This window comes from Cognatazoarcus halotolerans, assembly GCF_009800965.1.
GTDB lineage: Bacteria > Pseudomonadota > Gammaproteobacteria > Burkholderiales > Rhodocyclaceae > Cognatazoarcus > Cognatazoarcus halotolerans.
Genome location: NZ_WUAF01000008.1, coordinates 62,818 through 86,737 on the forward strand (window position 1 = coordinate 62,818; position 23,920 = coordinate 86,737).

29 protein-coding genes are annotated in these 23,920 nt (G+C 65.7%); 24 read left to right on the forward strand and 5 right to left on the reverse strand.

The genetic code is table 11. The annotated features are described in order from the left end of the window. Nucleotide 1: 1 nt before the first annotated feature. Nucleotides 2-1,822, reverse strand: a complete 1,821-nt coding sequence (locus GQB03_RS11890; protein WP_159689342.1) for a PHA/PHB synthase family protein — start codon at nt 1,820-1,822, stop codon at nt 2-4. Nucleotides 1,823-1,839: 17 nt separating this feature from the next. Next, nucleotides 1,840-2,871, reverse strand: a complete 1,032-nt coding sequence (locus GQB03_RS11895) for an MBL fold metallo-hydrolase (protein WP_159689345.1) — start codon at nt 2,869-2,871, stop codon at nt 1,840-1,842. 142 nt (nt 2,872-3,013) lie between these two features. Here GQB03_RS11895 and GQB03_RS11900 point away from each other — a divergent pair, with 142 nt between their 5' ends. The 15 genes from GQB03_RS11900 to GQB03_RS11970 all read left to right on the forward strand — a co-directional run bounded on the left by GQB03_RS11900 (nt 3,014) and on the right by GQB03_RS11970 (nt 14,371). Next, on the forward strand, nt 3,014-3,451 hold the full coding sequence (locus tag GQB03_RS11900) for a MerR family transcriptional regulator (RefSeq protein WP_159689347.1): 438 nt from the start codon (nt 3,014-3,016) through the stop codon (nt 3,449-3,451). A gap of 84 nt (nt 3,452-3,535) precedes the next feature. Beyond that, nucleotides 3,536-3,988: a PaaI family thioesterase gene (locus GQB03_RS11905; RefSeq protein WP_327516811.1), complete on the forward strand. Its 453-nt coding sequence runs from the start codon at nt 3,536-3,538 to the stop codon at nt 3,986-3,988. A 211-nt stretch (nt 3,989-4,199) separates the two neighbouring features. After that, nucleotides 4,200-5,357, forward strand: a complete 1,158-nt coding sequence (gene can, locus GQB03_RS11910) for a carbonate dehydratase (RefSeq protein ID WP_159689353.1) — start codon at nt 4,200-4,202, stop codon at nt 5,355-5,357. Nucleotides 5,358-5,382: 25 nt separating this feature from the next. Next, nucleotides 5,383-6,591 carry an acetyl-CoA C-acetyltransferase gene (locus GQB03_RS11915; RefSeq protein WP_159689356.1) on the forward strand — a complete coding sequence of 403 codons (1,209 nt, stop codon included), beginning with the start codon at nt 5,383-5,385 and terminating at the stop codon, nt 6,589-6,591. A gap of 73 nt (nt 6,592-6,664) precedes the next feature. Next, a complete protein-coding gene (locus tag GQB03_RS11920) occupies nt 6,665-7,096 on the forward strand; it encodes a PaaI family thioesterase (protein ID WP_159689359.1) in 432 nt (143 codons plus the stop codon). 19 nt (nt 7,097-7,115) lie between these two features. Beyond that, entirely contained in the window at nt 7,116-7,742 is a 627-nt protein-coding gene (locus GQB03_RS11925; protein WP_159689362.1) for a LysE family translocator, read from the forward strand. 13 nt (nt 7,743-7,755) lie between these two features. Continuing rightward, nucleotides 7,756-8,358, forward strand: coding sequence for a 2-hydroxychromene-2-carboxylate isomerase (locus GQB03_RS11930; RefSeq protein WP_159689365.1), 603 nt, complete (start codon nt 7,756-7,758; stop codon nt 8,356-8,358). Next, the gene (locus GQB03_RS11935) at nt 8,358-8,960 is read left to right on the forward strand and encodes an LOG family protein (protein ID WP_200832198.1); all 603 of its coding nucleotides are present in this window, start codon (nt 8,358-8,360) and stop codon (nt 8,958-8,960) included. The genes GQB03_RS11930 and GQB03_RS11935 overlap by 1 nt, the downstream gene beginning before the upstream one ends. A gap of 12 nt (nt 8,961-8,972) precedes the next feature. Continuing rightward, nucleotides 8,973-9,611: an FMN-binding negative transcriptional regulator gene (locus GQB03_RS11940; RefSeq protein ID WP_159689368.1), complete on the forward strand. Its 639-nt coding sequence runs from the start codon at nt 8,973-8,975 to the stop codon at nt 9,609-9,611. A gap of 9 nt (nt 9,612-9,620) precedes the next feature. After that, nucleotides 9,621-10,409, forward strand: coding sequence for an enoyl-CoA hydratase/isomerase family protein (locus GQB03_RS11945; RefSeq protein WP_159689371.1), 789 nt, complete (start codon nt 9,621-9,623; stop codon nt 10,407-10,409). 88 nt (nt 10,410-10,497) lie between these two features. Continuing rightward, on the forward strand, nt 10,498-11,169 hold the full coding sequence (locus GQB03_RS11950) for a DUF4126 domain-containing protein (protein ID WP_159689374.1): 672 nt from the start codon (nt 10,498-10,500) through the stop codon (nt 11,167-11,169). An 88-nt stretch (nt 11,170-11,257) separates the two neighbouring features. Beyond that, nucleotides 11,258-12,946: an AMP-binding protein gene (locus GQB03_RS11955; RefSeq protein WP_159689377.1), complete on the forward strand. Its 1,689-nt coding sequence runs from the start codon at nt 11,258-11,260 to the stop codon at nt 12,944-12,946. 85 nt (nt 12,947-13,031) lie between these two features. Continuing rightward, nucleotides 13,032-13,955 (forward strand): hydroxymethylglutaryl-CoA lyase, encoded by a 924-nt coding sequence (locus GQB03_RS11960; protein ID WP_159689380.1) that lies wholly within the window; start codon nt 13,032-13,034, stop codon nt 13,953-13,955. Nucleotides 13,956-13,973: 18 nt separating this feature from the next. After that, nucleotides 13,974-14,174 carry a DUF1289 domain-containing protein gene (locus tag GQB03_RS11965; RefSeq protein WP_159689383.1) on the forward strand — a complete coding sequence of 67 codons (201 nt, stop codon included), beginning with the start codon at nt 13,974-13,976 and terminating at the stop codon, nt 14,172-14,174. Continuing rightward, on the forward strand, nt 14,171-14,371 hold the full coding sequence (locus GQB03_RS11970; protein WP_159689386.1) for a DUF1289 domain-containing protein: 201 nt from the start codon (nt 14,171-14,173) through the stop codon (nt 14,369-14,371). Before GQB03_RS11965 ends, GQB03_RS11970 begins: the two co-directional genes overlap by 4 nt. 18 nt (nt 14,372-14,389) lie before the next feature. Here the strand turns inward: GQB03_RS11970 and GQB03_RS11975 are convergent, their stop codons facing one another. Next, on the reverse strand, nt 14,390-14,809 hold the full coding sequence (locus GQB03_RS11975; RefSeq protein ID WP_159689388.1) for a TssQ family T6SS-associated lipoprotein: 420 nt from the start codon (nt 14,807-14,809) through the stop codon (nt 14,390-14,392). Continuing rightward, on the reverse strand, nt 14,806-16,305 hold the full coding sequence (locus tag GQB03_RS11980; protein ID WP_159689390.1) for a serine/threonine-protein kinase: 1,500 nt from the start codon (nt 16,303-16,305) through the stop codon (nt 14,806-14,808). The genes GQB03_RS11975 and GQB03_RS11980 overlap by 4 nt, the downstream gene beginning before the upstream one ends. A 151-nt stretch (nt 16,306-16,456) precedes the next feature. Here GQB03_RS11980 and GQB03_RS11985 point away from each other — a divergent pair, with 151 nt between their 5' ends. From GQB03_RS11985 to GQB03_RS12015, 7 genes are all read left to right on the forward strand, one after another. Continuing rightward, nucleotides 16,457-17,278, forward strand: coding sequence for a PP2C family protein-serine/threonine phosphatase (locus GQB03_RS11985; RefSeq protein WP_159689392.1), 822 nt, complete (start codon nt 16,457-16,459; stop codon nt 17,276-17,278). Continuing rightward, complete coding sequence (locus tag GQB03_RS11990; protein WP_159689395.1) at nt 17,278-17,970, forward strand: FHA domain-containing protein; 693 nt, start codon at nt 17,278-17,280, stop codon at nt 17,968-17,970. The genes GQB03_RS11985 and GQB03_RS11990 overlap by 1 nt, the downstream gene beginning before the upstream one ends. 184 nt (nt 17,971-18,154) lie before the next feature. Next, nucleotides 18,155-19,072: an MBL fold metallo-hydrolase gene (locus tag GQB03_RS11995; protein WP_159689397.1), complete on the forward strand. Its 918-nt coding sequence runs from the start codon at nt 18,155-18,157 to the stop codon at nt 19,070-19,072. A gap of 127 nt (nt 19,073-19,199) precedes the next feature. Further along, the gene (gene rapZ / locus GQB03_RS12000; RefSeq protein WP_159689400.1) at nt 19,200-20,075 is read left to right on the forward strand and encodes an RNase adapter RapZ; all 876 of its coding nucleotides are present in this window, start codon (nt 19,200-19,202) and stop codon (nt 20,073-20,075) included. A 16-nt stretch (nt 20,076-20,091) separates the two neighbouring features. Continuing rightward, nucleotides 20,092-20,493, forward strand: coding sequence for a NusG domain II-containing protein (locus tag GQB03_RS12005; protein ID WP_200832199.1), 402 nt, complete (start codon nt 20,092-20,094; stop codon nt 20,491-20,493). Next, entirely contained in the window at nt 20,474-21,019 is a 546-nt protein-coding gene (locus GQB03_RS12010; RefSeq protein ID WP_159689403.1) for a Gx transporter family protein, read from the forward strand. The genes GQB03_RS12005 and GQB03_RS12010 overlap by 20 nt, the downstream gene beginning before the upstream one ends. A 103-nt stretch (nt 21,020-21,122) precedes the next feature. Beyond that, entirely contained in the window at nt 21,123-21,266 is a 144-nt protein-coding gene (locus tag GQB03_RS12015; protein WP_159689406.1) for a hypothetical protein, read from the forward strand. 112 nt (nt 21,267-21,378) lie between these two features. Here GQB03_RS12015 and GQB03_RS12020 read toward each other — a convergent pair whose 3' ends face one another. Beyond that, on the reverse strand, nt 21,379-22,239 hold the full coding sequence (locus tag GQB03_RS12020; protein ID WP_159689408.1) for a dienelactone hydrolase family protein: 861 nt from the start codon (nt 22,237-22,239) through the stop codon (nt 21,379-21,381). 180 nt (nt 22,240-22,419) lie between these two features. On the opposite strand from GQB03_RS12020, the gene GQB03_RS12025 reads away from it, so the two are divergent. Together GQB03_RS12025 and GQB03_RS12030 are read left to right on the forward strand one after the other, a co-directional pair. Further along, nucleotides 22,420-23,388, forward strand: coding sequence for a Bug family tripartite tricarboxylate transporter substrate binding protein (locus GQB03_RS12025; RefSeq protein WP_159689411.1), 969 nt, complete (start codon nt 22,420-22,422; stop codon nt 23,386-23,388). 87 nt (nt 23,389-23,475) lie between these two features. Further along, nucleotides 23,476-23,919 (forward strand): tripartite tricarboxylate transporter TctB family protein, encoded by a 444-nt coding sequence (locus GQB03_RS12030; RefSeq protein WP_159689413.1) that lies wholly within the window; start codon nt 23,476-23,478, stop codon nt 23,917-23,919. Nucleotide 23,920: the final 1 nt, after the last annotated feature.

Here is a 23,920-nt window from a genome sequence, read left to right on the forward strand (position 1 = left end):
CTCAGGCGGCCTTCTTGCTGTCGATACGCATCTTGACGAAGGAACCCGGTGCGTCTTCGAGGACCTTGAGCTTGCCCTTGGCAGGGTCACGTGCGGCGACCGTTTCGGCGTCGTGGCCGGCGACCCAGCTCTGCCAGTCGGTCCACCACGATCCCGGATGCTGCTCAGCACCTTCGAACCAGGCGTCCACGTTCTCCGGCAGCTTGCCGCTGGCGTTGATCCAGTAGCCGTACTTGTTCGCGGCCGGCGGGTTGACGATGCCGGCGATGTGGCCGGAGCCGCCGAGCACGAAGCGCACCGGACCACCGAAGTTGCGGGAACCGATGTAGGTGCTCTTCCACGGAGCGATGTGGTCTTCGATCGCCGAGATGAAGTAGCACGGGATCTTGATCTTGCCCAGATCGATCGGCGTGCCGTCGATCTCGATGCCACCGGGTTCGGCCAGCTTGTTCTCCATGTACATGTTGCGCAGGTAGAAGCTGTGCATCTTGGCCGGCATGCGCGTGGAGTCGGAGTTCCAGTAGAGCAGGTCGAACGGGAAGGGGTCCTTGCCCATCAGGTAGTTGTTCACCACGAAGGACCAGATGAGATCGTTGGCGCGCAGCATGTTGAAGGTGCCGGCCATCTCCGAACCTTCAAGATAGCCGCGCTCGAACATTTTCTTCTCGAGGCTTGCAACCTGGCCCTCGTCGATGAATACGCCCAGTTCGCCCGGTTCGGAGAAGTCGGTCATGGTGGTGAAGAAGGTCGCCGAGGCGATCCGCTTCTGGCGCTTGGCAGCGAGGTACGCGCAGGTGGTGGCGAGCAGGGTGCCACCCAGGCAGTAGCCCGCGGCGTTGACTTCCTTCTCGCCAGTCTGCTTTTCGATTGCGTCGAGCGCGGCGACCACGCCGTCCTGGACATAGGCGTCGAAGCTCTTCTCGGCCTGCTTTTCGTCCGGGTTGACCCAGGAAATCACGAATACGGTGTGGCCCTGGTCAACCGCCCACTTGATGTAGGAGTTCTTTTCGCGCAGATCGAGGATGTAGAACTTGTTGATCCAGGGCGGAACGATCAGCAGCGGCTTCTTGAGTACCTTGTCGGTGGACGGCGTGTACTGCAGGAGTTGCATCATCTCGGTCTCGAACACCACCTTGCCCGGCGTGGTGGCGACGTTCTTTCCGAGTTCGAAAGCGCTGGTGTCGGTCATCTTGACGCGCACGTTGCCGCCGCCTTCCTCGATGTCGCGCAACAGGTTGTTGAGGCCCTTGACCAGGTTCTGGCCGTGGTTCTTGACCGTCTCGCGGAACACTTCCGGGTTGGTCATGGCGAAGTTCGACGGCGACAGCGCGTCGATGTATTGGCGGGTGTAGAAGCTCACCTTCTTCTGGCTCTGTTCGTCGAGGCCTTCGACGCAGCAGACGGTGTCATGCACGTGACGAGCGGTGATCAGGTAGGACTGCTTGATGAAGTCGAAGAGGAAGTGCTCCTGCCATTCTTCGTCCTTGAAGCGCTTGTCGCCTTTTTCGGGCGAGGCGACTGGCGCGCCGTGCATGCCCATGAAGCGCAGCATCGAGTGCTGCCACAGCGAGAAGTAGTCCCACACCAGGTTCATCTGGGACTGGGCCAGCTTGTAGGGATTGGAAAGCAGCTTGGCCATCATGTCCATGAAGGCCTGGGCGATGCCCAACTCGTCCTGGGGGGCGGTGACGCCGCGCTTGACCTGCCGCTGGACATGTTCGCTGATCAGCTTCGAAGCCCGCTGGGCAACTTCGGCGTAAGTCTTTGCGACTTCGGTCGGATCGGGCAATTCCTTTGTCTCTGTGGCGTTGGGTGCTGCCATGCTCATCTTCTCCTGCATCAAGCGCTCGTAAGGTATCGGACACGTCCATCGCCGTCATCAATCTCGCGCAGGCTCCCTTTGTGCACGAGATGATTCAGGTGGGCGATGGCCTCCCCCATTGCAAACATCACCTGATGGGTATCAAGCGCGCGCGGAAACAGCGTCGTCAACAACTCGTTGGCACTGCGTGGCTCGACACATGCGTCGAGAAGCTCCTGGCATCTTGCGGCATGGTGATCCACGAGTTGCGCGACGCGTGCAGCGATACCCCGGAAAGGTTTGCCGTGTGATGGTAGCACGAGCGTGTCATCGGGCAAGACTTTGTTGCACTGCAGCGAATCGAGGAAGCGTCCGAGCGGATCATCGTCCGGCGCGGCCGCATAGACGCTGACGTTTGTCGAAATCCGCGGCAGCAGCATATCCCCCGAAATGAGTACGCCGAGCGCTTCGCAGTAGAACGAGGCGTGCTCGGGCGAATGACCCAGGCCGACCATGACCCGCCAGTTGCGGCCATTGATCCGGATCTCGTCGCCATCGACGAGGCGATGGTAGCGCTCCGGCATCTCGGGTACCCCCTTGCGGTAGGCGTTCCCGCGGCTGGCGAGTGCCTCGCAGCGCGGCTCGTCGAGGCCGTGGCGGCGGAACTGCGCCAGCATGTCGGAAATGCCGTGCCCCGCGAGTTGGTGCCAGATCGCTTGTCCGCCCAGGAATTCTCCCTGGGTCATCCACAGATCAGCGCCGCATCGGGCGCTTAGCCATGTGGCGAGGCCGAGGTGGTCGGGGTGGCAGTGGGTTATCAGGATGCGTTCGATGGTGCGTCCATCGTGCGCGGCGAGTACCGACTCCCAGTAGGTCTTGATCTGCTCCTGGCCGATGCCGGTGTCGACCGGCACGAGCTTCGTCCCGTCCTCGAGCAGCCACAGATTGATGTGGTCGAGTGCGAACGGAAGCGGCATGCGCAGCCAATGCACGCCATCGGCGACGGCGAGGCTTTCGCCTGCCGGCGGCAGTTCGGGGAACGGATAGTCGAGCGGGTGTTGATTCGTCATTCTGTGGTCTCTCTCTCTGATAGGGGCTTTATGGTGCCGGACGCTAAATCTATAATCGGGCGCGTTGCCGCAAGGCGCGCGCGCCTCTGCGCGTCGGCCCGTCGCGCGGATTTCTCCTGGTTTCCGGAGCCCGTACCTCCCCGTGAATATCGAACAGACGTACACGATTACAGAACTCGCCCGCGAATTCGCGATCACCCCGCGGGCAATCCGCTTCTACGAGGACCAGGGCCTGCTGCAACCGGCCCGTGCCGGCCGTGCGCGGGTCTATAGCCGTGCCGACCGGACCCGGCTCAAGCTGACCCTGCGCGGGCGGCGGCTCGGCCTTTCGCTGGCCGAGATCCGCGAGCTGATCGACATGTACGACGGTGTGCATAACTCCACTCCCCAACTGCAGCGCCTGCTCAAGGTGCTCGCCGCGCGCCGGACAGCCCTCGAACAACAGCGCGAAGACATTGTTGCCGTGCTTGCCGAAATCGACATGCTCGAGCGCCAGTGCACCGGACTGCTCGGCGATGACGCGGAAAGTGCTGCCGCGGCGAGGGCCGAACTCGACAAGCGCATGCAAAGCAGCGCTTGATTTTTTTTGCGATTACTTTACGTTTACGTCAACGTAAATTCAAGGCCGGCGCTTGACCGGCTCCTGGCAGAGGAGATGCAGTCGATGACAACCCGCTTCGAGGCGCGGGATCCGCTGTTCGAACAGCGGGTCCGCGAGAGCTTTCGCATGCAGCCGTTGATGGCCTTCATCGGTGCCGAGCTCGTGGCCGTAACCCCGGGGCGCTGCGAAATACGGCTGCCGTTCCGTAACGAGCTGGCCCAGCAGAACGGGTTCTTTCACGGTGGCATCATCGGTACGCTTGCGGACAACGCGGGCGGATTCGCGGCCTATTCGCTGATGCCCCACGACGCGGGCGTGCTCACCGTGGAATACAAGCTCAACCTCATGGCGCCTGCCGATGGCGAGATGCTGCGTGCCGAGGGTGACGTGGTTCGCGCCGGCAGGAACCTCGTCGTTTCGCGCGCCGAGGTCCATGTGGCGCAGGGTGACCGGTGGGTGCATTGCGCCTCGATGCAGCAGACCTTGATGACGATGCACGGTAAGGGCGTGTCGTGAGGCAGGGGGGCCGATTCCGCCTGCGCGCAGGTGCCCGCACGCCGGTCGATGAACGCAGCGAGCTGTCCGTCGCGGCGGTCAGGGCAGCCCGGGTTGCCGGTGGGCGCGCGGGCCTGCCGATCGACCGCAAACTGTAGCGACGAGAGACGATGTAATCTTGTCTCCGGCCCGGACCCTTCCGCGCCGCGTGTCCAATTTCCGGATTCCCGCCATGCCAAGCACACTGAAAATCATCAACGCTGCCGATGTCGACGCGATTGGGCACGTTCGCCAGTTCTTTCGAAACTACGCGGCCTGGCTCGGTCGCGATCTGTCCTTCCAGGGCTTCGACCAGGAGATGGCCTCCCTGCCCGGCGCGTACTCCGCACCGGGCGGGCGGCTCTTCTATGCCGAACTCGATGGCGCGCCGGCCGGTTGCGTCGGCGTACGCCCCTTCTCGGAAGGGGTGTGCGAGATGAAGCGGCTGTACGTCGAGCCGTCGATGCGTGGCAACGGCGTCGGTCGCGATCTCGCCATGGCTGCCATCCGTTGTGCCAAGGACCTCGGGTACCGCAGGATCATGCTCGACACCCTGCCGGAAATGCGCATGGCCCAGAAGCTCTATCGGGAACTCGGGTTCACCGAGGCGCCTTCGTACTATCAGACCCCGATTGAAGGCACGATGTTTCTGGCGCTCGATCTCGAGAACTGGTCGGCCGCCGAGATCGAAAGCACCCAGCTCTATCACCTGTTCGATTTCAACCGCGCCTGGGCCCAGCAGATGCGCAGGGCGGATCCGGGATTCTTCGACAAGCTCTCCCAGCTGCAGGCGCCCGAGTATCTGTGGATCGGTTGCTCCGATTCCCGCGTGCCGGCCAACCAGATCGTCGGCCTTCTGCCCGGCGAGGTGTTCGTCCATCGCAACATCGCCAACGTGGTGGTGCATACCGATCTCAACTGCCTGTCGGTCATCCAGTTCGCAGTCGACGTCCTCAAGGTGAAGCACATCATGGTGGTCGGTCACTACGGTTGTGGTGGCGTCAAGGCGGCATTGGGGCGCGAACGCGTCGGCCTGGTCGATCTCTGGTTGCGGCACGTCCAGGACGTGCATGTGAAGCACCGTGCCCTGGTCGATGCACTGTCGCCCGACGCACGGCACGATCGCCTGTGCGAGCTCAACGTGCTCGAGCAGGTTGCCAACGTCGCCCAGACGGTGGTGGTCCAGGATGCGTGGCGCCGCGGTCAGCAACTGACCGTCCATGGCTGGGTTTACGGCCTCAAGGATGGCCTGATGCGCAACCTCGGCCTGAACGTGAGCCGCCCCGACGAACTTGCACAACGCTATGCCGAAGCGCTCGAGGCGCTTCCCAATCTGATGCAGCCGGTTTGAGCTGCACGACTTTCAGGAGAATCGCATGTCCGATCCAGTCGTAATCGTATCCGTCGCCCGTACCCCGATGGGGGGCTTCCAGGGCGAACTCTCGAGTCTTACCGGGCCCCAGTTGGGCGCAGTGGCGATCAAGGCCGCAGTAGAACGCGCGCGCTTGTCGCCAGAGGCGGTGGAGGAGGTGTTCATGGGCTGCGTGCTGCCGGCCGGTGTCGGCCAGGCGCCGGCACGTCAGGCATCGCTGGGCGCGGGCATGCCGCTTTCCGCCGGCTGCACCACGGTCAACAAGGTCTGCGGTTCCGGCATGAAGGCCACCATGCTGGCCCACGACCTGATCCTGGCAGGCAGCAATGAGGTGATCGTGGCCGGCGGCATGGAGTCGATGAGCAATGCGCCCTACCTGTTGCCGAAGGCGCGCGGCGGCTATCGATTGGGCCACGGACAATTGCTGGATCACATGTTCCTTGATGGCCTCGAAGACAGCTACTCGAAGGAGACCAGGGGCCGTCTGATGGGCACATTCGCCGAAGACTGCGCCAGCCATTTCGATTTCACCCGCGCGGCACAGGATGAGTTCGCGATCAGCTCGACGATGCGCGCCCAGAAGGCCATCACCGGCGGCGCGTTCACCTGGGAGGTCGCGCCGGTCACCGTGTCCGGCCGCAAGGGCGAGGTGCTGGTGGACAAGGACGAGCAACCGCTCAAGGCGCAGCTCGACAAGATCGGCAGCCTCAAGCCGGCCTTCAAGAAGGACGGAACCGTCACGCCGGCGAATTCCTCATCGATCTCCGACGGCGCCGCGGCGTTGGTGCTGATGAAGCAATCCACCGCCGAAAGGCTCGGACTCAAGCCGCTGGCCACGATCGTTGGCCATGCAACCCATGCCCAGGAACCTCAGTGGTTCACCACCGCGCCGGTCGGGGCCATGCAGAAGGTGCTCGCCAAGGCAGGCTGGTCGGTCGGTGACGTTGATCTGTGGGAAATCAACGAAGCCTTTGCGGTGGTGACCATGGCGGCGATTAAGGAGATGGGCCTGCCGCATGACAAGGTGAACGTGCATGGCGGGGCCTGTGCGCTGGGCCATCCGATCGGTGCTTCCGGTGCGCGCATCATCGTCACCCTGATCGGTGCGCTGCGCAAATACGGGCTCAAGCGCGGTGTCGCCAGCCTGTGCATCGGCGGCGGCGAAGCGACTGCCATGGCGATCGAGGTCAACGCCGCGGTCGCTTGCGGCTGATCCACAGCGCCCGCTGACGGGCGATGCGGGCTCCGGCAGGTGCCGGAGCCCTGATCTTGAGGAGTGAACAAGAGTGCACAAGCTGAATCCCGATTGCACGCTCGAGGGTCTCAACAAACGGCTTCCCGGTTCGTTGCCGGGTTGGTTCGGCATCGAAATGACGCGGCTCGAGCCCGGTCTGCTCGTCGCCGAGATGGTGATCCGGCCCGAGATGCTGGCCCCGAACGGCTTTCTGCACGCCGCATCGGTGATCGCGCTGGCGGATACCTGCGCGGGTTTTGCCACCATTGCCCACCTGCCGCGCGGGGCGGAGAACTTCACCACGGTGGAGCTCAAGAGCAATTTCCTGGGCACCCAGACCGAAGGGGCGCTGCGGTGCGTGGCCACCGCGGTGCACACCGGCCGCATGACCCAGGTATGGGATGCCGAGGTGGTGGGCGGCGATGGGCGCAGGCTGGCCCTGTTCCGGTGCACCCAGATGATTCTCTGGCCGAAGGCCGCGTGAGCTGAACGGATTCCCGACAATGCCCGACGCAGAGCAGTTACTGATCTTCGTTCCGGTGGCGGCGCTGTTCACGCTTGCCCCGGGGCCCGACAGCCTGATGTTGCTGGCGCGCGCGCTCGGGCAGGGCGCGCGCGCTGGCGTGACTTCGGCTGCCGGCTGTGCGCTGGGCATCCTGCTGACATCGACGCTCGTCGCGGCCGGCCTTTCGGCCATCGTCGCCGCATCCGAATCGCTGTTTTTCGTGCTGCGGGGTGCCGGGGCGATTTACCTCGTCTGGGTTGGTGTCCAGGCCATTCGCAGCAAGGGCCTGATACCGCTGAAGGGCGCCGCGCCCCGGCCCCTGCCCAGCGTCTTCCTGAGCGGCCTGCTGGTGAACCTGCTTAATCCAAAGGTGGCCGTCTTCATGCTGGCCTTTCTGCCGCAGTACGCGCGGCCGGAACTCGGCGGACTGGGCCTGCAGATCATGGTGCTGGGTGCGTGCTACGCGGCCATCGCGCTGGTGCTGATGTCGCTCATGGCCGTCGCTGCTGCCCGCCTGCGCGACTGCCTGCTTGCCAGGCCGGCGCTGGTCAGGTTCCTGAACATCGGTGCCGGCAGCGCCTTCATCCTGTCCGGGCTCAAGGTCGCGAGCCTCAAGCATCTTTAAGGGGACACTGCCGATGGCAGACGCAATCGACTTCTACTTCGATTTTTCCTCGCCCTATGGTTACTGCATGAGCGAGAAGATCGATGCACTGGCCGCTGCGCACGGGCGCACCGTGAGTTGGCGACCGATCCTGCTCGGTGTCGTTTACAAGACGACTGGCGCTGCGCCGCTGCCTCAGGTGCCGCTCAAGGGCGGCTATGCGCTTCGCGATATCGAGCGTTCAGCGCGTTTCCTGGACGTGCCGCTGCGGCTGCCCGAGAAGTTTCCGATCCCGACCCAACAGGCCGCGCGCGCCTTCTACTGGTTGCAGCTGCGGGATTCGGCACTGGCGCGCGATTTCGCCCGCGCGGCCTACCGCGCTTATTTCGTCGCCGGCCAGGACATCTCGCAGGCCGAGGCGGTGCTCGATGTCGCCACGACGCTCGGTGTTGCACGCGACGAACTGGCTGCAGCACTCGCTTCGGACGAGGTCAAGGCCCTGCTCAAGACTGCGTGCGACGAGGCGGTGGCGCGCGAGGTGTTCGGCTCGCCCTTCGTGGTGATCGACGGCGAGCCGTTCTGGGGGGTCGATCGTCTGCCGCAGATCGAGCGCTGGCTGCAAAGAGGGGGGTTCTGATGAACGATGGTGTGACCTTCAGGCGGATCTGCGTCTTCTGCGGTTCGCGTTTCGGGGTGCGGCCCGCCTACCGCGAGGCGGCGGAAGGGCTCGGGCGCCTGCTCGCCGCGCGCGGTATCGAATTGGTCTACGGCGGCGGCAACGTCGGCCTCATGGGCGCAGTGGCCGATGCCTGCCTGGCCGCGGGTGGCGCGGTGACCGGCGTGATTCCGCAGGCGCTCATGGAATGGGAGGTTGGGCACACCGGGCTGAGCCGCCTCGAGGTGGTCGATTCCATGCACACCCGCAAGGCGCGCATGGCAGAGCTGTCCGACGGGTTCATCGCCCTGCCGGGTGGCCTCGGCACCTTCGAGGAGCTGTTCGAGATGCTCACCTGGGCGCAACTGGGTTTTCACGGCAAGCCGGTCGCCTTGCTCGACGTGGAGGACTACTACGCGCCGCTGGCGGCGATGGTGGCGCGCGGCGTGAGCGAAGGCTTCATGAGACCCGAGAACAGTCGCCTGCTGCTGCATGGCCGTGATGCCGAAACGCTGCTTGCCGACATGGCGGCATACCGCGCCCCGGTGCCGGCCCGGCGCATCCGCGACCAGGCCCAGCTCTAGGAGCGCTGCACGATGTACCTGCCCAAGCACTTTGCCGAGACAGATGTGGCCGCGATGCACGCGCTGATGCGTGCGCATCCGCTGGCGACCGTGGTGCACAGCGGCCCGCAAGGGCTCGGCGCCAACCACCTGCCGCTGCACCTGTCGACCGAGCCCGCGCCCAATGGATGTCTCCAGGGACATGTCGCGCGAGCCAATACGCTGTGGAAGGAGGCCGGGCCCGACGCGCAAGTGCTGGTCATCTTCAACGGTCCCGAGCACTACATCAGCCCCTCGAGCTATGCCAGCAAGGCGAGGGACGGCCGCGTGGTGCCGACCTGGAACTACGTTGCGGTGCACGCCCACGGTACGCTTCGCGTCATCGACGATGCGGCCTGGGTGGCGGCGCAGATGCAGGCGCTCACTTCGACCCACGAGGCCGGGCGCGCCGCACCCTGGTCGGTGGAAGATGCGCCGGCGGACTACATTGAAAGAATGAGGATGGCGGTGGTCGGCATCGAAATCGTCGTCAGCCGCCTGGAAGGCAAGTGGAAAGTCAGCCAGAACCAGCCCGCCGAGAATCAGGAAAGCCTGGTCGCCGCGCTCGAGGCGGACGACAACGAACAATCAACAACGATGGCCCGGCTGATCCGTCAGCGTCGGCGGCCGTGAGGAGACCCGATGTACGAAACCCTTGAAATCGAACGCAGTGGCGGTGTCGCCACGATCTGGATGAACCGCCCGGATGTGCACAATGCCTTCAATGCCCGGCTCATCGCCGATTTGACCGCCGCCTGCGAGGCGCTCGATGCCGACGAGAGTGTGCGCGTGGTGGTGCTGGGCGGTCGCGGCAAGAGCTTCTCGGCCGGCGCCGATCTCAACTGGATGAAGGCCGCCGGCGAAGCCAGCGTCGAAGAAAACCTCGCCGATGCGCGCCGCCTGGCCGGCATGTTGCGGACGCTTTCGGGCATGGCGACGCCGACCATCGCGCGTGTCCAGGGGGCGGCGCTGGGCGGCGGCATGGGCCTCGCCTCGGCCTGTGATATCTGCGTGGCCAGCGAGAAGGCGGTGTTCGCCACCTCGGAAGTGCGCTTCGGCATCATCCCCTCGGCGATCAGCCCTTACGTGATCCGGGCGATCGGCGAGCGCCAGAGCTATCGCTACTTCCAGACCGCCGAGCGGATCAGTGCCGCGCGTGCCGGCGAGATCGGCCTCGCCCACGAGGTCACCAGCGTCGACGCACTCGATGCAAAGGTCGACGAGATCGTCGCCGCGCTGCTGGCGGGTGGGCCCCGGGCGCAGGCGGCGGCCAAGGACCTGATTCGCGCGGTCGCCAACAAGCCGGTGGACGACGCGGTGGTCGAGGATACTTCGCGGCGCATCGCCGGACTGCGCGCCACGCCGGAGGCCAAGGAGGGGCTCTCGGCCTTCCTCGAAAAGCGCCCGGCGAACTGGGTACCGGCTGCTTGAGCGATACGCGGGCGCTTGCATTTCTTCACACACCGATTGCCCCTGAAGCAGTTCAATCAGCCGGAATGCGACTGATCCGGAGCACGGCATGGACCTCGATCTCAATCAGCTGGGCGCCAGCCTCGAAGGGCTGAAACCCTTGCTCGACTGGCGCGACGTGCCGGTCGACATGGCCTCGCTGGCTGCGCTGGCGGCGGGTCTCGGCTGGGCCAGCGGGCTGCGCCTCTACGCCCTGGTGTTCGTGCTCGGGGCGCTCGGCCGCTGGGGTGGGGTCGAGCTGCCGGGTGGGCTCGTGGCGCTGACCCATCCGCTGGTGCTGGGCGCCTCGGGACTGATGCTGGTGACGGAGTTCTTTGCCGACAAGCTGCCCTGGCTGGATTCGGTATGGGACGGCGTGCATACCTTCATCCGTATCCCCGCCGGTGCGGCACTGGCCGCCGCGGTGGTCGGCGAGCAAAGCGGGGCGATGCAGCTCGCCATGGGCCTGCTCGGCGGCTCGCTGGCTGCCGGCAGCCACTTTGCCAAGGCGGGTGCCCGCGCGGCGATCAACACCTCGCCCGAGCCTTTCAGCAATGTGGCCACCTCGCTTGGCGAGGACGCCCTTTTCGCGGGCGGGGTGTGGACGCTGTTTTCGCATCCGCTGTGGTTTCTCGGCGCGCTGGTGGTGTTCATGCTGCTGGCGGGCCTGGTGATCGTGACGATGTGGCGATTTGTCCGGCGCCTGCTTCGCCCGCGCGCGCGGGTTGCCGATTCGGGCTGACGCCGGCGGCAGGAATGGATCGACAATGAGCCGGGACTGGGGCAGCGAGCAGATGCCGCCCGCCGGCAAGAAGAATGAGGAGACGAGAATGAGCACTTCGAGTTACGTACATGGGGCCTCGGACAAACAGCTGATCGGCCAGACCATCGGCCGTTTCTTCGACGAGGCCTGCGCGCGGCACGGCGCCCGCGAGGCGCTGGTGGTGCGCCATCAGAACGTGCGTCTGAGCTACGCCGAACTCAAGCAGAAGGTCGATGCGCTGGCCTGCTCGTTGATGCGGCTCGGCCTCGAGCCGGGCGAACGCATCGGCATCTGGTCGCAGAACAACATGGAATGGGCACTGACCCAGTTCGCCACCGCCAAGGCCGGGCTGGTGCTGGTGAACATCAACCCGGCCTACCGCCGCTCCGAGCTCGAATACGCGCTCAACAAGGTGGGGTGCCGTGCGCTGGTGCTGTCACCGGCTTTCAAGAGCAGTGACTACCTCGAGATGATCGGCGACCTCGCGCCGGAACTGACTCACTGCGAACCCGGCCTGCTGCGCAGCCATCGTTTGCCGACGCTGGAGATGGTGATCCGCATGGGCGAGGGCCAATCGCCGGGGATGCTGAACTTCGATGCGCTGCTTCGCGCGCCGACGCGCGACGAACTCACCGAGCTGGCGCTGCTCGGCGAGCGCCTGCAGTTCGACGAGGCGATCAACATCCAGTTCACCTCCGGCACCACCGGCAATCCCAAGGGCGCCACGCTGTCCCACCACAACATCCTCAACAACGGCTATTTCGTCGGCGAAGCGATCGCCCTCACCGAGAACGACCGCCTGTGCATCCCGGTGCCGCTGTATCACTGCTTCGGCATGGTCATGGGCAATCTCGGCTGCCTCACCCACGGCGCCACCATGGTCTACCCGTCCGAGGCCTTCGAGCCGCTGGCCTGCCTGCAGGCCGTGGCCGAGGAGCGTTGCACCGGCCTCTACGGGGTGCCGACGATGTTCATCGCGATGCTCGATCACCCGCAATTCGCCGGATTCGACATCGCCAGCCTGCGCACCGGCATCATGGCCGGCAGCCCCTGTCCGACCGAGGTCATGAAGCGCGTGGTCGACAAGATGAACATGCGCGAGGTGACGATCGCCTACGGCATGACCGAGACCTCGCCGGTGAGCTTCCAGAGCGGCACCGACGATCCGCTCGAGCGCCGGGTGTCCACGGTGGGGCGCGTCCAGCCGCACTGCGAGGTCAAGATCATCGACAACGAGGGCCGCATCGTTCCGCGCGGCACGCCGGGCGAGCTGTGTACCCGTGGTTATTCGGTGATGCTCGGCTACTGGGACGACGAGGCCAAGACCGCCGAGGCGCTAGACAGGGCGGGCTGGATGCACACCGGTGACCTCGCCACCATCGACGAAGAGGGCTACTGCAAGATCGTCGGCCGCATCAAGGACATGGTGATCCGCGGCGGCGAGAACCTCTATCCGCGCGAGATCGAAGAGTTCCTCTACCGTCATCCCAAGGTGCTCGACGTGCAGGTGGTCGGCGTGCCCGACGAGAAGTACGGCGAGGAACTGTGCGCATGGATCATCGTGCGCGAGGGCGAGACCCTCTCCGCCGACGAGATCAAGGCCTTCTGTCAGGGGCAGATCGCTCACTACAAGATCCCGCGCTACATCAAGTTCGTCGACAGCTTTCCGATGACCGTGACCGGCAAGATCCAGAAGTTCCAGATCCGCGAGCAGATGAAGCGCGAGCTCGGGCTGGACGAGGCCGACACTGCCTGATCGACGGGATCACACCGGCGGCGCGCGGGCGGGTAAAATCCCGCTCGAGCGCCCTGCCGGGCGGCACCGTGGTACAGGAAAACGCATGCACCTCCCCAAGACAGTGCGGATCGTCGAAGTCGGCCCGCGAGACGGTCTCCAGAACGAAGCACAGCTCATCCCCGCCGACGTCAAGATCGAGCTTGTTCATCGCCTTGGTTCGGCGGGGCTGAAGGCCATCGAAGCCACCTCCTTCGTGTCCCCGAGGTGGGTGCCGCAGATGGCTGACAACACCGAGGTGCTGCGTGGCATCGTGCGCCAGCCCGGGGTGGCCTACCCGGTGCTGACGCCCAATCTCAAGGGCTTCGAGGCCGCGCTGGCAGCCGGAGCCCAGGAGATCGCAGTGTTCGGCGCGGCCTCCGAAACCTTCAGCCAGAAGAACATCAACTGCTCCATTGCCGAATCGCTTGAGCGCTTCCGGCCGGTGGTCGAGGCGGCGAAGCGCAACGGGGTGAAGGTGCGCGGCTACGTGTCCTGCGTGCTTGGCTGCCCCTACGAAGGCGATATCCAACCCGGCGCCGTGGCCGAAGTGGCCGGCACGCTGTACGACATGGGCTGCTACGAGGTGAGCCTCGGCGACACCATCGGTGTCGGCACGCCAGGTCGTACCAAGAAGATGATCGAGGCGGTGGCGCGGCGCATTCCGATCAAGATGATGGCGGGCCACTTCCACGACACCTACGGTCTTGCGCTGACCAATATCTACGCTTCGCTGGAAACCGGGGTGGCGGTGTTCGATGCGTCGGTGGGCGGCCTCGGCGGCTGTCCCTACGCCGCCGGTGCGTCGGGTAACGTCGCCACCGAGGATGTGGTCTATATGCTCGACGGCCTGGGCATCGACAGCGGTGTCGATCTCGAGGCGCTGGTCGACATCGCCGAATGGATCTGCACCAGGCTTGGGCGTGCGCCGGAATCGAAGGTGGCCCGCGCGCTGCTCGCCAGGCGCGCCGCTGCGCTCGCCGTCGCCTGAGTGGAGCAACGCAAGGCAATGAGCATCGATTCCCCCTGCATCAACATCTGCCGCATGGACCGCCGGACCGGCCTGTGCGAAGGCTGCTTTCGCACGATCGAGGAAATCACCGTGTGGAGCCGTGCCGACGACGCCCTGAAGCGCGAGATCCTCGCGCGGGTGGCGAGGCGCGGCGCCCACAGCGACATCTTCGACGACCCGCCGCGCCAGGCCGAATGAGTACCGAAGCGATGGATGACGACGAATCCCTCTGTCTCGGCATCTGCGAGATCGACGACGAGGCCGGCTACTGTCTCGGCTGCGGCCGGCCGACCTGGCAGATCTATGGTGAGCCGCCGCCCGAGCCTGCCTCGCCGATCCTGGTGGAAACCCTCGAAAAGCCGGTTTCGGGAAAGGTCGACGCTTCGGACGACTGAAGCCGGCGGCCGGGCCGTTCAGCGCGAACGGCTCTCCGCCTTCACCGCGGCGAAGACCGGCCCCCACATCGGATGCCCTTCTTCCGCACGCGAGAGTTCGAACCCCGGGTCGAGTGCCAGCGCCTTGCGGAATGCCTCCCTGCACATGCGGGTACGACCCGACGTGCAGTGGATGAAGGCAAGATGCTTCCACGCCTGTATCTGGTCGCTGCGGAAGGTGAGCCCGAGGCCGAGCGCCGCCCGAAGCTCGGTGACCGCGGTGTCGTAGCTGCCTTCCTCGTAATGCTCTATGCCGGCGAGCAGCAGCTGCTCGGACTCGCCGTGGGCAAGACCCGAAAGCCCCAGCCGGCGCGCCGAGTCGGACGCGCAGGCGGCGCACAGCAGGGCCACCGAGACCGACAGCAGGATCGACAGGGCGGGGCGGCGCAGTGATTTCATTCCCTGAACCTGTAGGTGAGTCTGTGGTTGCGGTCGGGTTCGATGCGTACCGTGGCCACGTGTGGAGGAAAGTCTGCGTTGCGCAGCTCGATGCGATGGGTGCCCGGCGGCAGCTTGAGGGTGCGCAGCGGCGGTGTCACCCCGCGCTTGCGGCCATCCACATGAACCTCACCCCATGGCAGCACCGACAGGGTGAGCGTGCCTTCGACTGCCGGCACTGGCTGCGGACGGCTTTCGGCGACCGCTTCGGCAGGGTGGTCGGGCGGTTCCGTCGCGACGGCGGGCGCAGCTGCCGGCAGCGGTGCTGCAGGTCCAGCCGGGTCGGGCTGTCCGGGTGTTCCGGTCGGCTCGGGTACCGCGGTTTCGATTGCGCTGGCCGGTGGCGCCGGTAACGGCGCGGATGCGGGGGCGGGTGAGGGGCCCGGTGCGGCCGGCGGTGTCCGGTGCGTACCGAGGGCCAGCACGGTCCCGAATGCGGCGAGGGTCAGGCCGATCAGGATCACGGGACCGCGCCGCCGTCCCGCTGCCGGCATTCCGGCTGCCCGGGCGGTCGCAGGCGGCGCGGTGATCAGTTGCGTCGCCTCGCCGGCCGACGGCGTGCGCAGCGTGTGCGCGCGGGGGCTTGCCTTTTCGGCATCGCGCAGGGTTCGTCTGATCGCGGCCAGTTCGCCGGCCATCTCGCGCGCCGATGCAAAACGGGCCTCCGGGGCCTTTGCAATGGCACGCAGAACAAGGGCGTCCAGCGCTGGCGGGACGTCCGGATTGAGGCTCGACGGCGGGGGAGGCTCCGACTGCAGGATGAGCTGCATCACCGCGGGAATGTTGTCGGCGTCGAAAGGGTCCTTCCCGGTCAGCGCCTCGTAGAGCGTGACGCCGAGGCTGAAGATGTCGGTTCGCGCATCGACGCCCCGGTTGGCGATCTGCTCGGGAGACATGTATCGGGGCGAGCCGAGCAGCGCATCGCTCAGTGTGGCGCCGGTGTCCGGTGCATGGGCGATGCCGAAGTCCATTATCTTCACGGTGCCGTTGCGCAGCAGCATGATATTGGCCGGCTTTATGTCGCGGTGGATCACGCCGTGCTGGTGGGCATAGTCGAGTCCGCGCGCGACCAGCATCGCGATCTCGAGCAGTCGGCGGATCGGCAGGACCGCGCCCTCCTCGAGTGTTTCCTTGAGATTCAGGCCGGAAAGGAACTCCATCGCGATATACGGCGTGCCCTCGCTCTCGCCCACGTCGTGGATTGTCACGATGTTGGGATGGTTGAGCCGCCCGGCCGCACGCGCTTCGCGGAAGAAACGCGTCTGAAAGGCTGCCTGCGTTGCGGTCCGGTACTCGGTGGCCAGTACCTTGAGCGCTATCTTGCGTTCCAGCAGCGGGTCCTCGGCCCGGTATACCGTGCCCATGGCGCCCCTGCCCAGCTCGGCGACGAGCCGGTAGCGTCCGATCCGCAGCGGATCGGTATCGTTGGTGACCAGAGTGGGACGGGGAGTGACCATTGAATGACAACAGGACCACGGTTCAGGAGCCGAAGTATCCCATGGACGCGTCACGGGATGAACTATCGGTGCTATGCGCTGTGGGATAATCCGTCCGGTTCGTCCGTTCATGGCAGCGTTCCCGGCAAGCCCGGATGAGGGAGCAGCAGGCGTGTTGATCAGTGATGCATGCGAGATGGTCTGTCGAAGCGATGCGGGCTGTGTCCGAACGCTCAATGAAGATGTCGCCACGGTGCGGCCGGACATTGGCCTGCTGCTCGTGGCCGACGGCATGGGGGGGCACAATGCGGGTGAGCTTGCAGCGCGCATTGCCGCCGAGGCGGTCGAGGAGAAGCTACGCCACGGTCTTGTCCGGCGGCCCGTCGATGCCGCGGCGGCAGGTGAATTGCTCCGCCAGGCAGTCGTTCGGGCCGGCCGGCGGATCCGCCGCAAGGCTGCCGCCGAACGCCATCAGTCCGGCATGGGCGCTACACTCGCCTGTGTCCTCCTGTATGACGATCATGCCTGCGTGGTGCACGTCGGCGATACGCGTGTCTATCGCCTCAGGGACCGCCGCCTGCAGTTGCTGACCCGTGACCACAGTCCCAATCAACAGGCCCACGATGCCGGGCTCATCTCGGCCGAACAACTCGCGGCGAGCCACAACCGCCATCTGGTGACCCAGGCGCTCGGGCTCGGCGGCGAGGGGGTGGTGCGCTCCCAGCTCGTGCCGGTAGTGCCCGGAGATATCTTTCTGGTGTGTTCGGATGGCCTCAACGACATGGTCGATGGCCAGGACATCGAACTCGTGCTCGACAGCTTCGCGGAGAAACTGCCGATGGCGGCGGACCAGCTGGTGATGATCGCCCGCGACTGCGGCGGGCACGACAACGTATCGGTCGCGCTGGCGCGGGTCGACATGTCGTTTGCCCAGGGCGGGCGCTCGCTGCTGGCCAGGCTGCTTGCCTGGCTGCCCTTGCGGGGAGATCGCTGATGGCCAAGGTCGTGCTCAGCCTGAATGGCGAAATCATCGATCAGCGGGTGCTTGGCGCCTCGCGCCTGCTGCTCGGCAGGGATGCCGCCTGCGACCTGGTGGTCGACTCGCCGCACATCAGCCAGCGCCACGCAGTCATCACTACTGCGGTCCATGACCATTTCATCGAGGACCTGCAGAGCACCAATGGCACCGTGGTGAATGGTCGCGTGGTGGACCGGCATCTGCTGCAGAACGGTGACGTGGTCTTTCTCGGCGATTACCGGCTCAAGTATCTCAATGCCGCTTCCGCGGGGCTCGGATTCGACCGGACGCAATTGCTCGAAACCGGTCTGGCGCTCGGCCTGGAATCGGCCGCCGCACCGACCGGAGCGGGGCTCGACATGGCCTCGGTCGCGGCGCGGGCGGCGCGGGCCCGGCTGGCGCGCGGGCTGGTCGCATATGCCTCGGCCGACGGGACGACGGAGTCCCCGCGGGAGATCGAACGCCTGCTGCTGCCGCTGCGCGAAGGGGAACGCTGCATCGCGGTGATCAACCGCCGTCCCAACGGATGTTTCCTGACCCGGGTGCATGACAAGGCGAATCTGCGGCTCAACCAGCAGCGGCTGGGCAACGCGCCAGCGCTGCTTGGCGAAGGTGACCGGATCGAGGCGGGGGGGCGCACGCTGATTTTCCACCTTCCCGGAGAGTAAGGTACGGGCTTGCTCGTTTCGCGCGCTGTGCCATACTGCGGCGTATTGAGCAGGCCGCCATGACGGTCCTGCCGCGGCGGGCAGCGCTCGCCTCACCCGCAGGAGACGGCAAGGTGTCAAACCCCACACGATTGTTCGATGGCCGATCGGCGGCCGTGCCAGTTCCGGTCGGCGGCGATCGATGATGGACGGCGTGCGCCTCCCCGACAGCCTGCTGATGATCGAGCGCGGCTGGCTTTCGGCCAACAACATTCTCGCTTTCGAGGGGGAGCGGGCGGTCCTGGTGGACAGTGGCTACGTCAGTCACGCCGGCCAGACGGTGGCGCTGCTGCGTCATGCCCTCGCCGGGCGGCGGCTGGAAAGGCTGATCAACACCCATTCCCATTCTGATCACATCGGCTGCAACGCCGCGGTTCAGCGCGCCTTCGGCTGCGAAATCGCGGTTCCTGAAGGCATGGCCCGGGCGATCGGCGACTGGGACGAGGATGCCCTGCTGCTGACCACCGCCGCGCAGCGTGCCGAACCCTTTGCGTACGACCGCACGCTCAGCCCCGGCGAGCGCTTCACCATGGGCGAACTCGAGTGGCAGGTGCTCGCCGCACCGGGACACGACATGGATGCGCTGGTCTATTACAACCCCGAGCGTCGTCTGCTGATCTCCGGCGACGCGCTGTGGCGGGACGGTTTCGGCATCCTCTTCGTCGAGGTCCTTGGCACCCACGACGGACTGGCCGCCACGCGCGCCACCCTCGAGGCGATCGGCAGGCTCGCGGTCGATGCGGTGCTCCCCGGTCACGGCGCGGCATTCACCGAGTTCGACGACGCGCTGGAGCGGGCGTTCTCGCGTCTGCGCGCCTTCGAGGAGGATGGCGCACGCATGGCACGCAATGCGATCAGGGCCTGCGTGACCTTCATGCTGCTCGAGAAGCGCCGCATGTCGATCGAGGCGATGCCGGGCTATCTCGACGAAGTGCCGCTCTATCGCGAGGCCAACAGCCGTTTCCTCGGGTTGAGTCCGGACGCGCTGGCAGACTGGCTGGTGAGTGATCTGCAACGTGCCGGGGTGGCGCGTCGCGAGGGCGACGGCCTCGTCGCCATCTAGGCGGGCGTACGGCGATCGCCCCCAGGTCGCGCGCCGGCACGGGCCTCGCGCTACGTTCGACGCGCTGCGGTGGCAATTGACGCGTGCTTTTGTTACAACAAGCCATCGCCTTCCCCCGAGTCCCGAAATGCAGTTAGTGCTCATCAGCGGTTTGTCCGGCTCCGGCAAGAGCGTTGCGCTCAAGGTGCTTGAGGATGCCGGTTTCTTCTGCGTGGACAACCTGCCTTCGGTACTGCTGCCGCATCTCGTCGGCCATCTGCACAGCACCGGCTATCAGCATGCCGCGGTGGCCATCGATGTGCGCTCCGGCGCCAGCATTGCGGCGTTGCCGCACCAGGTCGAGATATTGCGCGGCATCGTTTCTGATCTGCGCCTCATCTTTCTCGATTCGCGCGACGATACCTTGATCGCGCGCTTTTCCGAGACCCGTCGCCGGCATCCGCTGGCCGACGAGGGCATTACGCTGGCCGAGGCGATCCATCGCGAGCGCGAGGCGCTGGAGCCGGTGGCCGAACTCGGTCATCGCATCGATACCAGCGACCAGCAGGCCAACACCCTGCGCGGCTGGATCAAGAACTTCATGGATCTGCAGGCGGCGGAGGGCTTGACCCTGCTGTTCCAGTCCTTCGGTTTCAAGTACGGCATTCCCACCGATGCCGACCTGGTCTTCGACGTGCGCTGCCTGCCCAATCCGCACTACGACCCCAAGCTGCGCCCGCTGACCGGCAAGGATCAGCCGGTGATCGACTTCCTCGAGAAGGTTCCCGAGGTCGGACGCATGGCGAAGGACATTCACGATTACGTCGCCACCTGGCTGCCCTGCTATATCCGCGACAACCGCAGTTACCTGACGATCGCCATCGGCTGCACCGGCGGCCAGCACCGCTCCGTCTATTTTGCCGAGACGCTCGCCCGGCAGTTCGGCAGCAGCGCGCGCGTGCTGGTGAGGCATCGCTCGCTCAAGTCGGAGAGCCTCGCCTCGCAGCCGCCCAAGGCCGGTTGAGCGGCGCCTCGGCACGATGTTGTTCCCGCGCCTTGCCCAATTGCGTCCGTGGCTGGTCCATCTGCGTGCCGGCGACTGGCTGGTGATGGCGCTCGGCTGCGCGGCCTGCGTCGGTGCGACAGTGCTGCTGTGGCAGGGCGACGTACCCGACAAGGCGATCGTGCGTGCCGGTGGCAAGGTGGTGGCCGAGGTCTCGCTGTCGACGCCGCGCTTCATCGAGGTGGACGGACCGATCGGCAAGACCCGCATCGAGATCCAGCCCGGCCGTGCGCGGGTCGCCTCGGATCCGGGGCCAAGGCAATACTGTGTCCGCCAGGGCTGGCTGACGCGTGGTGGCGCGGTGGCAATCTGCGCGCCGAACCATGTTTCCCTGACGCTCTCCGGGCGCAAGAACGAGCATGACACCATCAGTTACTGAACTTGCGGTCACCGCGGATGACCACCGCATCGCGCGGCTCGCCACCGCAGCGATCGTGCTGACGGTGGCCGAAGCGGCGATTCCGCTGCCGCTGCCGGGGGTCAAGCCCGGGCTCGCCAACATCGTTACCCTGATCGTGCTGTCCCGCTATGGCTGGCGCGACGCGGCCTGGGTGACGCTGCTGCGGGTGCTCGCCGGCAGCCTGCTGCTCGGGCAGTTTCTGGCGCCGGGCTTCTTCCTGAGTTTCTCCGGCGCGCTGTGCAGCCTCGGCGCGCTCGGCCTTGCGGTCCATCTGCCGCGGCGCTGGTTCGGACCGGTCAGTCACAGCGTCATCGCCGCCTTTGCGCACATCTGCGGGCAATTGCTGATCGCGCGGGTGTGGCTGGTGCCGCACGACGGTGTTTTCTACCTTGCTCCGGTATTCTTTACCGCTGCGCTGGTGTTCGGCCTGATCAATGGGCTGGTCGCCTCGCGCCTCCTGATCGAGCTCGACAGCGATCCCGTACCGCCCCGTCCACCCGCTTAGGACGGCCACGGACGGACAATCGCGGCGCGGACGTGCGGTTTGGCTTCGACATTTGGGGGCCGCGCCGTTAGGATTGCCCTTTCCGACAAGGAAGCACAAGAAAATGGACGCTCATCCCCTCAGCATCGACAGCCTTCTCTTCGTGCCCAGCCTGTGGATGCTGATGTTCAGCACCCTTGCCGTCGTCGGCGGCGCCACGGTGCTGGACTACGTCGTGCCCTGCGTATCGACGGGCTGTCGCTCATAGCGCAGCCGCTCCCGTGGGGGCGGCACCGGCTGGGCGCCGCGACGACCCGCGCGTGTGAAGCCGCGGGCGCAGCCTGCGCCCGGGCGAATTGCGCGCACCGCCTCGCGGTGGCTCACACGTACTTGCCGAACCAGGCAACCAGCCGCTTCCAGCCGTCTTCCGCCTCGGCCTTGCGGTAGCTCGGCCGATAGTCGGCGTGGAAGGCATGACCGGCTTCCGGGTAGATCACGAAATCGGCCGTCTTGCCCGCCTTGTGCAGCGCGTCGCGCAGCATCTCGACATCGGATGCAGGGATCCCCTGATCCTTGGCGCCGTATAACCCGAGTACCGGCGCCTTGATGTCGTCGACCACGTCGATCGGCTGTTTCGGGGTGAGCGGTGAGGGGGCCCCGTCGATCCGGCCGTACCACGCCACGCCAGCCTTGAGCGCGGGGTTGTGGGCGGCGTAGAGCCAGGTGATGCGGCCGCCCCAGCAGAAACCGGTGATCGCCAGCCGGGCAGTGTCGCCGCCGTGCTGGCCGGCCCAGGCCACGCAGGCGTCGAGGTCCGACATCACCTGGGCATCGGGGACCTTCGAGACGATGCCGTCGAGGATCGCGCCGACGCTGTCGAGCTTCTGCGGGTCGCCCTGGCGGAAATAGAGCTCCGGCGCCACCGCGAGGTAGCCCAGCCTGGCGAGCCGCCGGCAGACGTCGCGGATGTGCTCGTGCACCCCGAAGATCTCCTGTACCACCAGCACCACTGGCAGGCCGCTCTTGCCGGCGGGGGCGGCATGGTAGACCGGTAGCGCGCCACCATCGACCGTGATCGTGGCACTGCCCACCGACAGGCCCGCCGCATCGGTGCTGATCGTGGTTTGCGCGCAGACGGGCTGGACCGCCAGCGCGAAGCCGGCGGCACCCGTGGCGGCCAGAAAATCGCGGCGATTGACGATGGAACGGGGCAACAGGCTCTCGAAATCGGGGTTCTTCATCCTGGGTTCTCCTTCGTGTGTGCTGACAGCGGATCGACAGTGTGCCCCGGATTTTGTTCGCGGTAGCGTCTCCGCGGCGGACTGAAAGCAGATCGAAAGCGCTGACCCCTATCGTTCGCAGCCATGTACCGGGGCGCTTCCCCGGTACCCGATTCCAGACCAGAACGGAGGAGACCCGAAATGATCAAGAAGACCCTGTTTGCCCTTGCCGCCACGGTTGCCGTAAGCGCTGCCCAGGCCGCACCCGAAAAGACCGAATGCATCGCGCCCGCCAAGCCCGGCGGCGGCTTCGATCTCACCTGCAAGCTCGCCCAGGGCGGCCTGCAGAACGGCAAGTTCATCGATTCGCCGATGCGCATCACCTACATGCCGGGCGGTATCGGCGCTGTGGCCTACAACACGGTGATCGCCCAGCGTCCTGATGAAGGCGGCACCATCGTGGCCTTCTCGGGCGGCTCGCTGCTCAATCTGGCGATCGGCAAGTTCGGCCGCTATACGGTCAACGACGTGAAATGGGTCGGCAGCGCCGGTGCCGACTACGGCGCGATCATCGTGCGCGCCGATTCGCCATACAAGAGCCTCAAGGATCTCATGACTGCGCTCAAGGCCGACCCGACCAAGGTGGTGTTCGGCGCGGGCGGTTCGGTCGGCAGCCAGGACTGGATGAAGTCGGCGCTGGTGGCCAAGGCTGCGGGTGTCGATTACAAGGGGATGCGCTATGTCGCCTTCGAAGGGGGCGGCGAGGCCATGACCGCGCTGCAGGGTGGTCACGTGCAGGTCTATTCGGGCGACGCCTCGGAAGTGGCCGCGCAGATCAAGGGTGGGCGTGTCCGGGTGCTCGGCATTCTTTCCGATGTGCGTCTGCCCGGCGAACTGCACGACATCCCCACCGCCAAGGAGCAGGGCTACGACGTCGAGTGGCCGATCATCCGCGGCTATTACGTCGGTCCCAAGGTCTCTGACGCCGACTACAAGTGGTGGGTGGGTACCTTCGACAAGATGCTCGCCTCGCCGGACTACGCCAAGCTGCGCGACGCCCAGGGCCTGTTCCCCTTCAACATGACCGGCGCCAAGCTCGACGCCTATGTGAAGCAGCGCGTCAAGGACTACGCCGATCTCGCCAGGGAATTCGGGATGGCCGCTCAGTAAGTCCCGACCGGTCCGCCTTTCGTGAGCCCACCGGCGCCCGTCCGGCGCCGGCCTCGCGAGGCGGCCATCACGCGAATGGAGAACAACATGAGCGAACGAATCTTCGGCATTTTCCTGTTGCTGGTGTCTGCTGCCGGCATCTACATCGGTTGGGACCTCAAGGCCCCGATCTCCTATGAACCGGTGGGCCCGCGCGCCTTTCCGCTGCTGGTGTTCACGCTGCTCGGGATCTGCTCGCTCGGCCTCATGCTGAGCAAGCGTCCGGCTACCGAATGGGCACCGTCGCCGGTGCTGATGCGGGTCGGTGGCATGTTCCTGGTAGTGCTCGCCTATGCGCTGCTGTTCGACAAGCTCGGCTTCGTCATCTCGACCGCGCTCATGAGCGTCCCGCTCGCCCGTTTGTTCGGCGGTAACTGGAAGCAGTCGCTGATCGCCGGCGCGGGGCTTGGCGTGGTCCTTTTCCTGCTCTTCGACAAGCTGCTCGACGTTGTTCTGCCGACCGGCTTCTGGCTCAAGCCACTACTGGGGTAAG

Coding starts and splice junctions, on each gene's coding strand:
- GQB03_RS11890 (WP_159689342.1), bottom strand. CDS start 1,822: ATGGCAGCACCCAACGCCACAGAGACAAAGGAATTGCCCGATCCGACC.
- GQB03_RS11895 (WP_159689345.1), bottom strand. CDS start 2,871: ATGACGAATCAACACCCGCTCGACTATCCGTTCCCCGAACTGCCGCCG.
- GQB03_RS11905 (WP_327516811.1), top strand. CDS start 3,536: ATGACAACCCGCTTCGAGGCGCGGGATCCGCTGTTCGAACAGCGGGTC.
- can (WP_159689353.1), top strand. CDS start 4,200: ATGCCAAGCACACTGAAAATCATCAACGCTGCCGATGTCGACGCGATT.
- GQB03_RS11915 (WP_159689356.1), top strand. CDS start 5,383: ATGTCCGATCCAGTCGTAATCGTATCCGTCGCCCGTACCCCGATGGGG.
- GQB03_RS11925 (WP_159689362.1), top strand. CDS start 7,116: ATGCCCGACGCAGAGCAGTTACTGATCTTCGTTCCGGTGGCGGCGCTG.
- GQB03_RS11930 (WP_159689365.1), top strand. CDS start 7,756: ATGGCAGACGCAATCGACTTCTACTTCGATTTTTCCTCGCCCTATGGT.
- GQB03_RS11935 (WP_200832198.1), top strand. CDS start 8,358: ATGAACGATGGTGTGACCTTCAGGCGGATCTGCGTCTTCTGCGGTTCG.
- GQB03_RS11940 (WP_159689368.1), top strand. CDS start 8,973: ATGTACCTGCCCAAGCACTTTGCCGAGACAGATGTGGCCGCGATGCAC.
- GQB03_RS11945 (WP_159689371.1), top strand. CDS start 9,621: ATGTACGAAACCCTTGAAATCGAACGCAGTGGCGGTGTCGCCACGATC.
- GQB03_RS11950 (WP_159689374.1), top strand. CDS start 10,498: ATGGACCTCGATCTCAATCAGCTGGGCGCCAGCCTCGAAGGGCTGAAA.
- GQB03_RS11955 (WP_159689377.1), top strand. CDS start 11,258: ATGAGCACTTCGAGTTACGTACATGGGGCCTCGGACAAACAGCTGATC.
- GQB03_RS11960 (WP_159689380.1), top strand. CDS start 13,032: ATGCACCTCCCCAAGACAGTGCGGATCGTCGAAGTCGGCCCGCGAGAC.
- GQB03_RS11965 (WP_159689383.1), top strand. CDS start 13,974: ATGAGCATCGATTCCCCCTGCATCAACATCTGCCGCATGGACCGCCGG.
- GQB03_RS11970 (WP_159689386.1), top strand. CDS start 14,171: ATGAGTACCGAAGCGATGGATGACGACGAATCCCTCTGTCTCGGCATC.
- GQB03_RS11975 (WP_159689388.1), bottom strand. CDS start 14,809: ATGAAATCACTGCGCCGCCCCGCCCTGTCGATCCTGCTGTCGGTCTCG.
- GQB03_RS11980 (WP_159689390.1), bottom strand. CDS start 16,305: ATGGTCACTCCCCGTCCCACTCTGGTCACCAACGATACCGATCCGCTG.
- GQB03_RS11990 (WP_159689395.1), top strand. CDS start 17,278: ATGGCCAAGGTCGTGCTCAGCCTGAATGGCGAAATCATCGATCAGCGG.
- GQB03_RS11995 (WP_159689397.1), top strand. CDS start 18,155: ATGGACGGCGTGCGCCTCCCCGACAGCCTGCTGATGATCGAGCGCGGC.
- rapZ (WP_159689400.1), top strand. CDS start 19,200: ATGCAGTTAGTGCTCATCAGCGGTTTGTCCGGCTCCGGCAAGAGCGTT.
- GQB03_RS12005 (WP_200832199.1), top strand. CDS start 20,092: ATGTTGTTCCCGCGCCTTGCCCAATTGCGTCCGTGGCTGGTCCATCTG.
- GQB03_RS12010 (WP_159689403.1), top strand. CDS start 20,474: ATGACACCATCAGTTACTGAACTTGCGGTCACCGCGGATGACCACCGC.
- GQB03_RS12015 (WP_159689406.1), top strand. CDS start 21,123: ATGGACGCTCATCCCCTCAGCATCGACAGCCTTCTCTTCGTGCCCAGC.
- GQB03_RS12020 (WP_159689408.1), bottom strand. CDS start 22,239: ATGAAGAACCCCGATTTCGAGAGCCTGTTGCCCCGTTCCATCGTCAAT.
- GQB03_RS12025 (WP_159689411.1), top strand. CDS start 22,420: ATGATCAAGAAGACCCTGTTTGCCCTTGCCGCCACGGTTGCCGTAAGC.
- GQB03_RS12030 (WP_159689413.1), top strand. CDS start 23,476: ATGAGCGAACGAATCTTCGGCATTTTCCTGTTGCTGGTGTCTGCTGCC.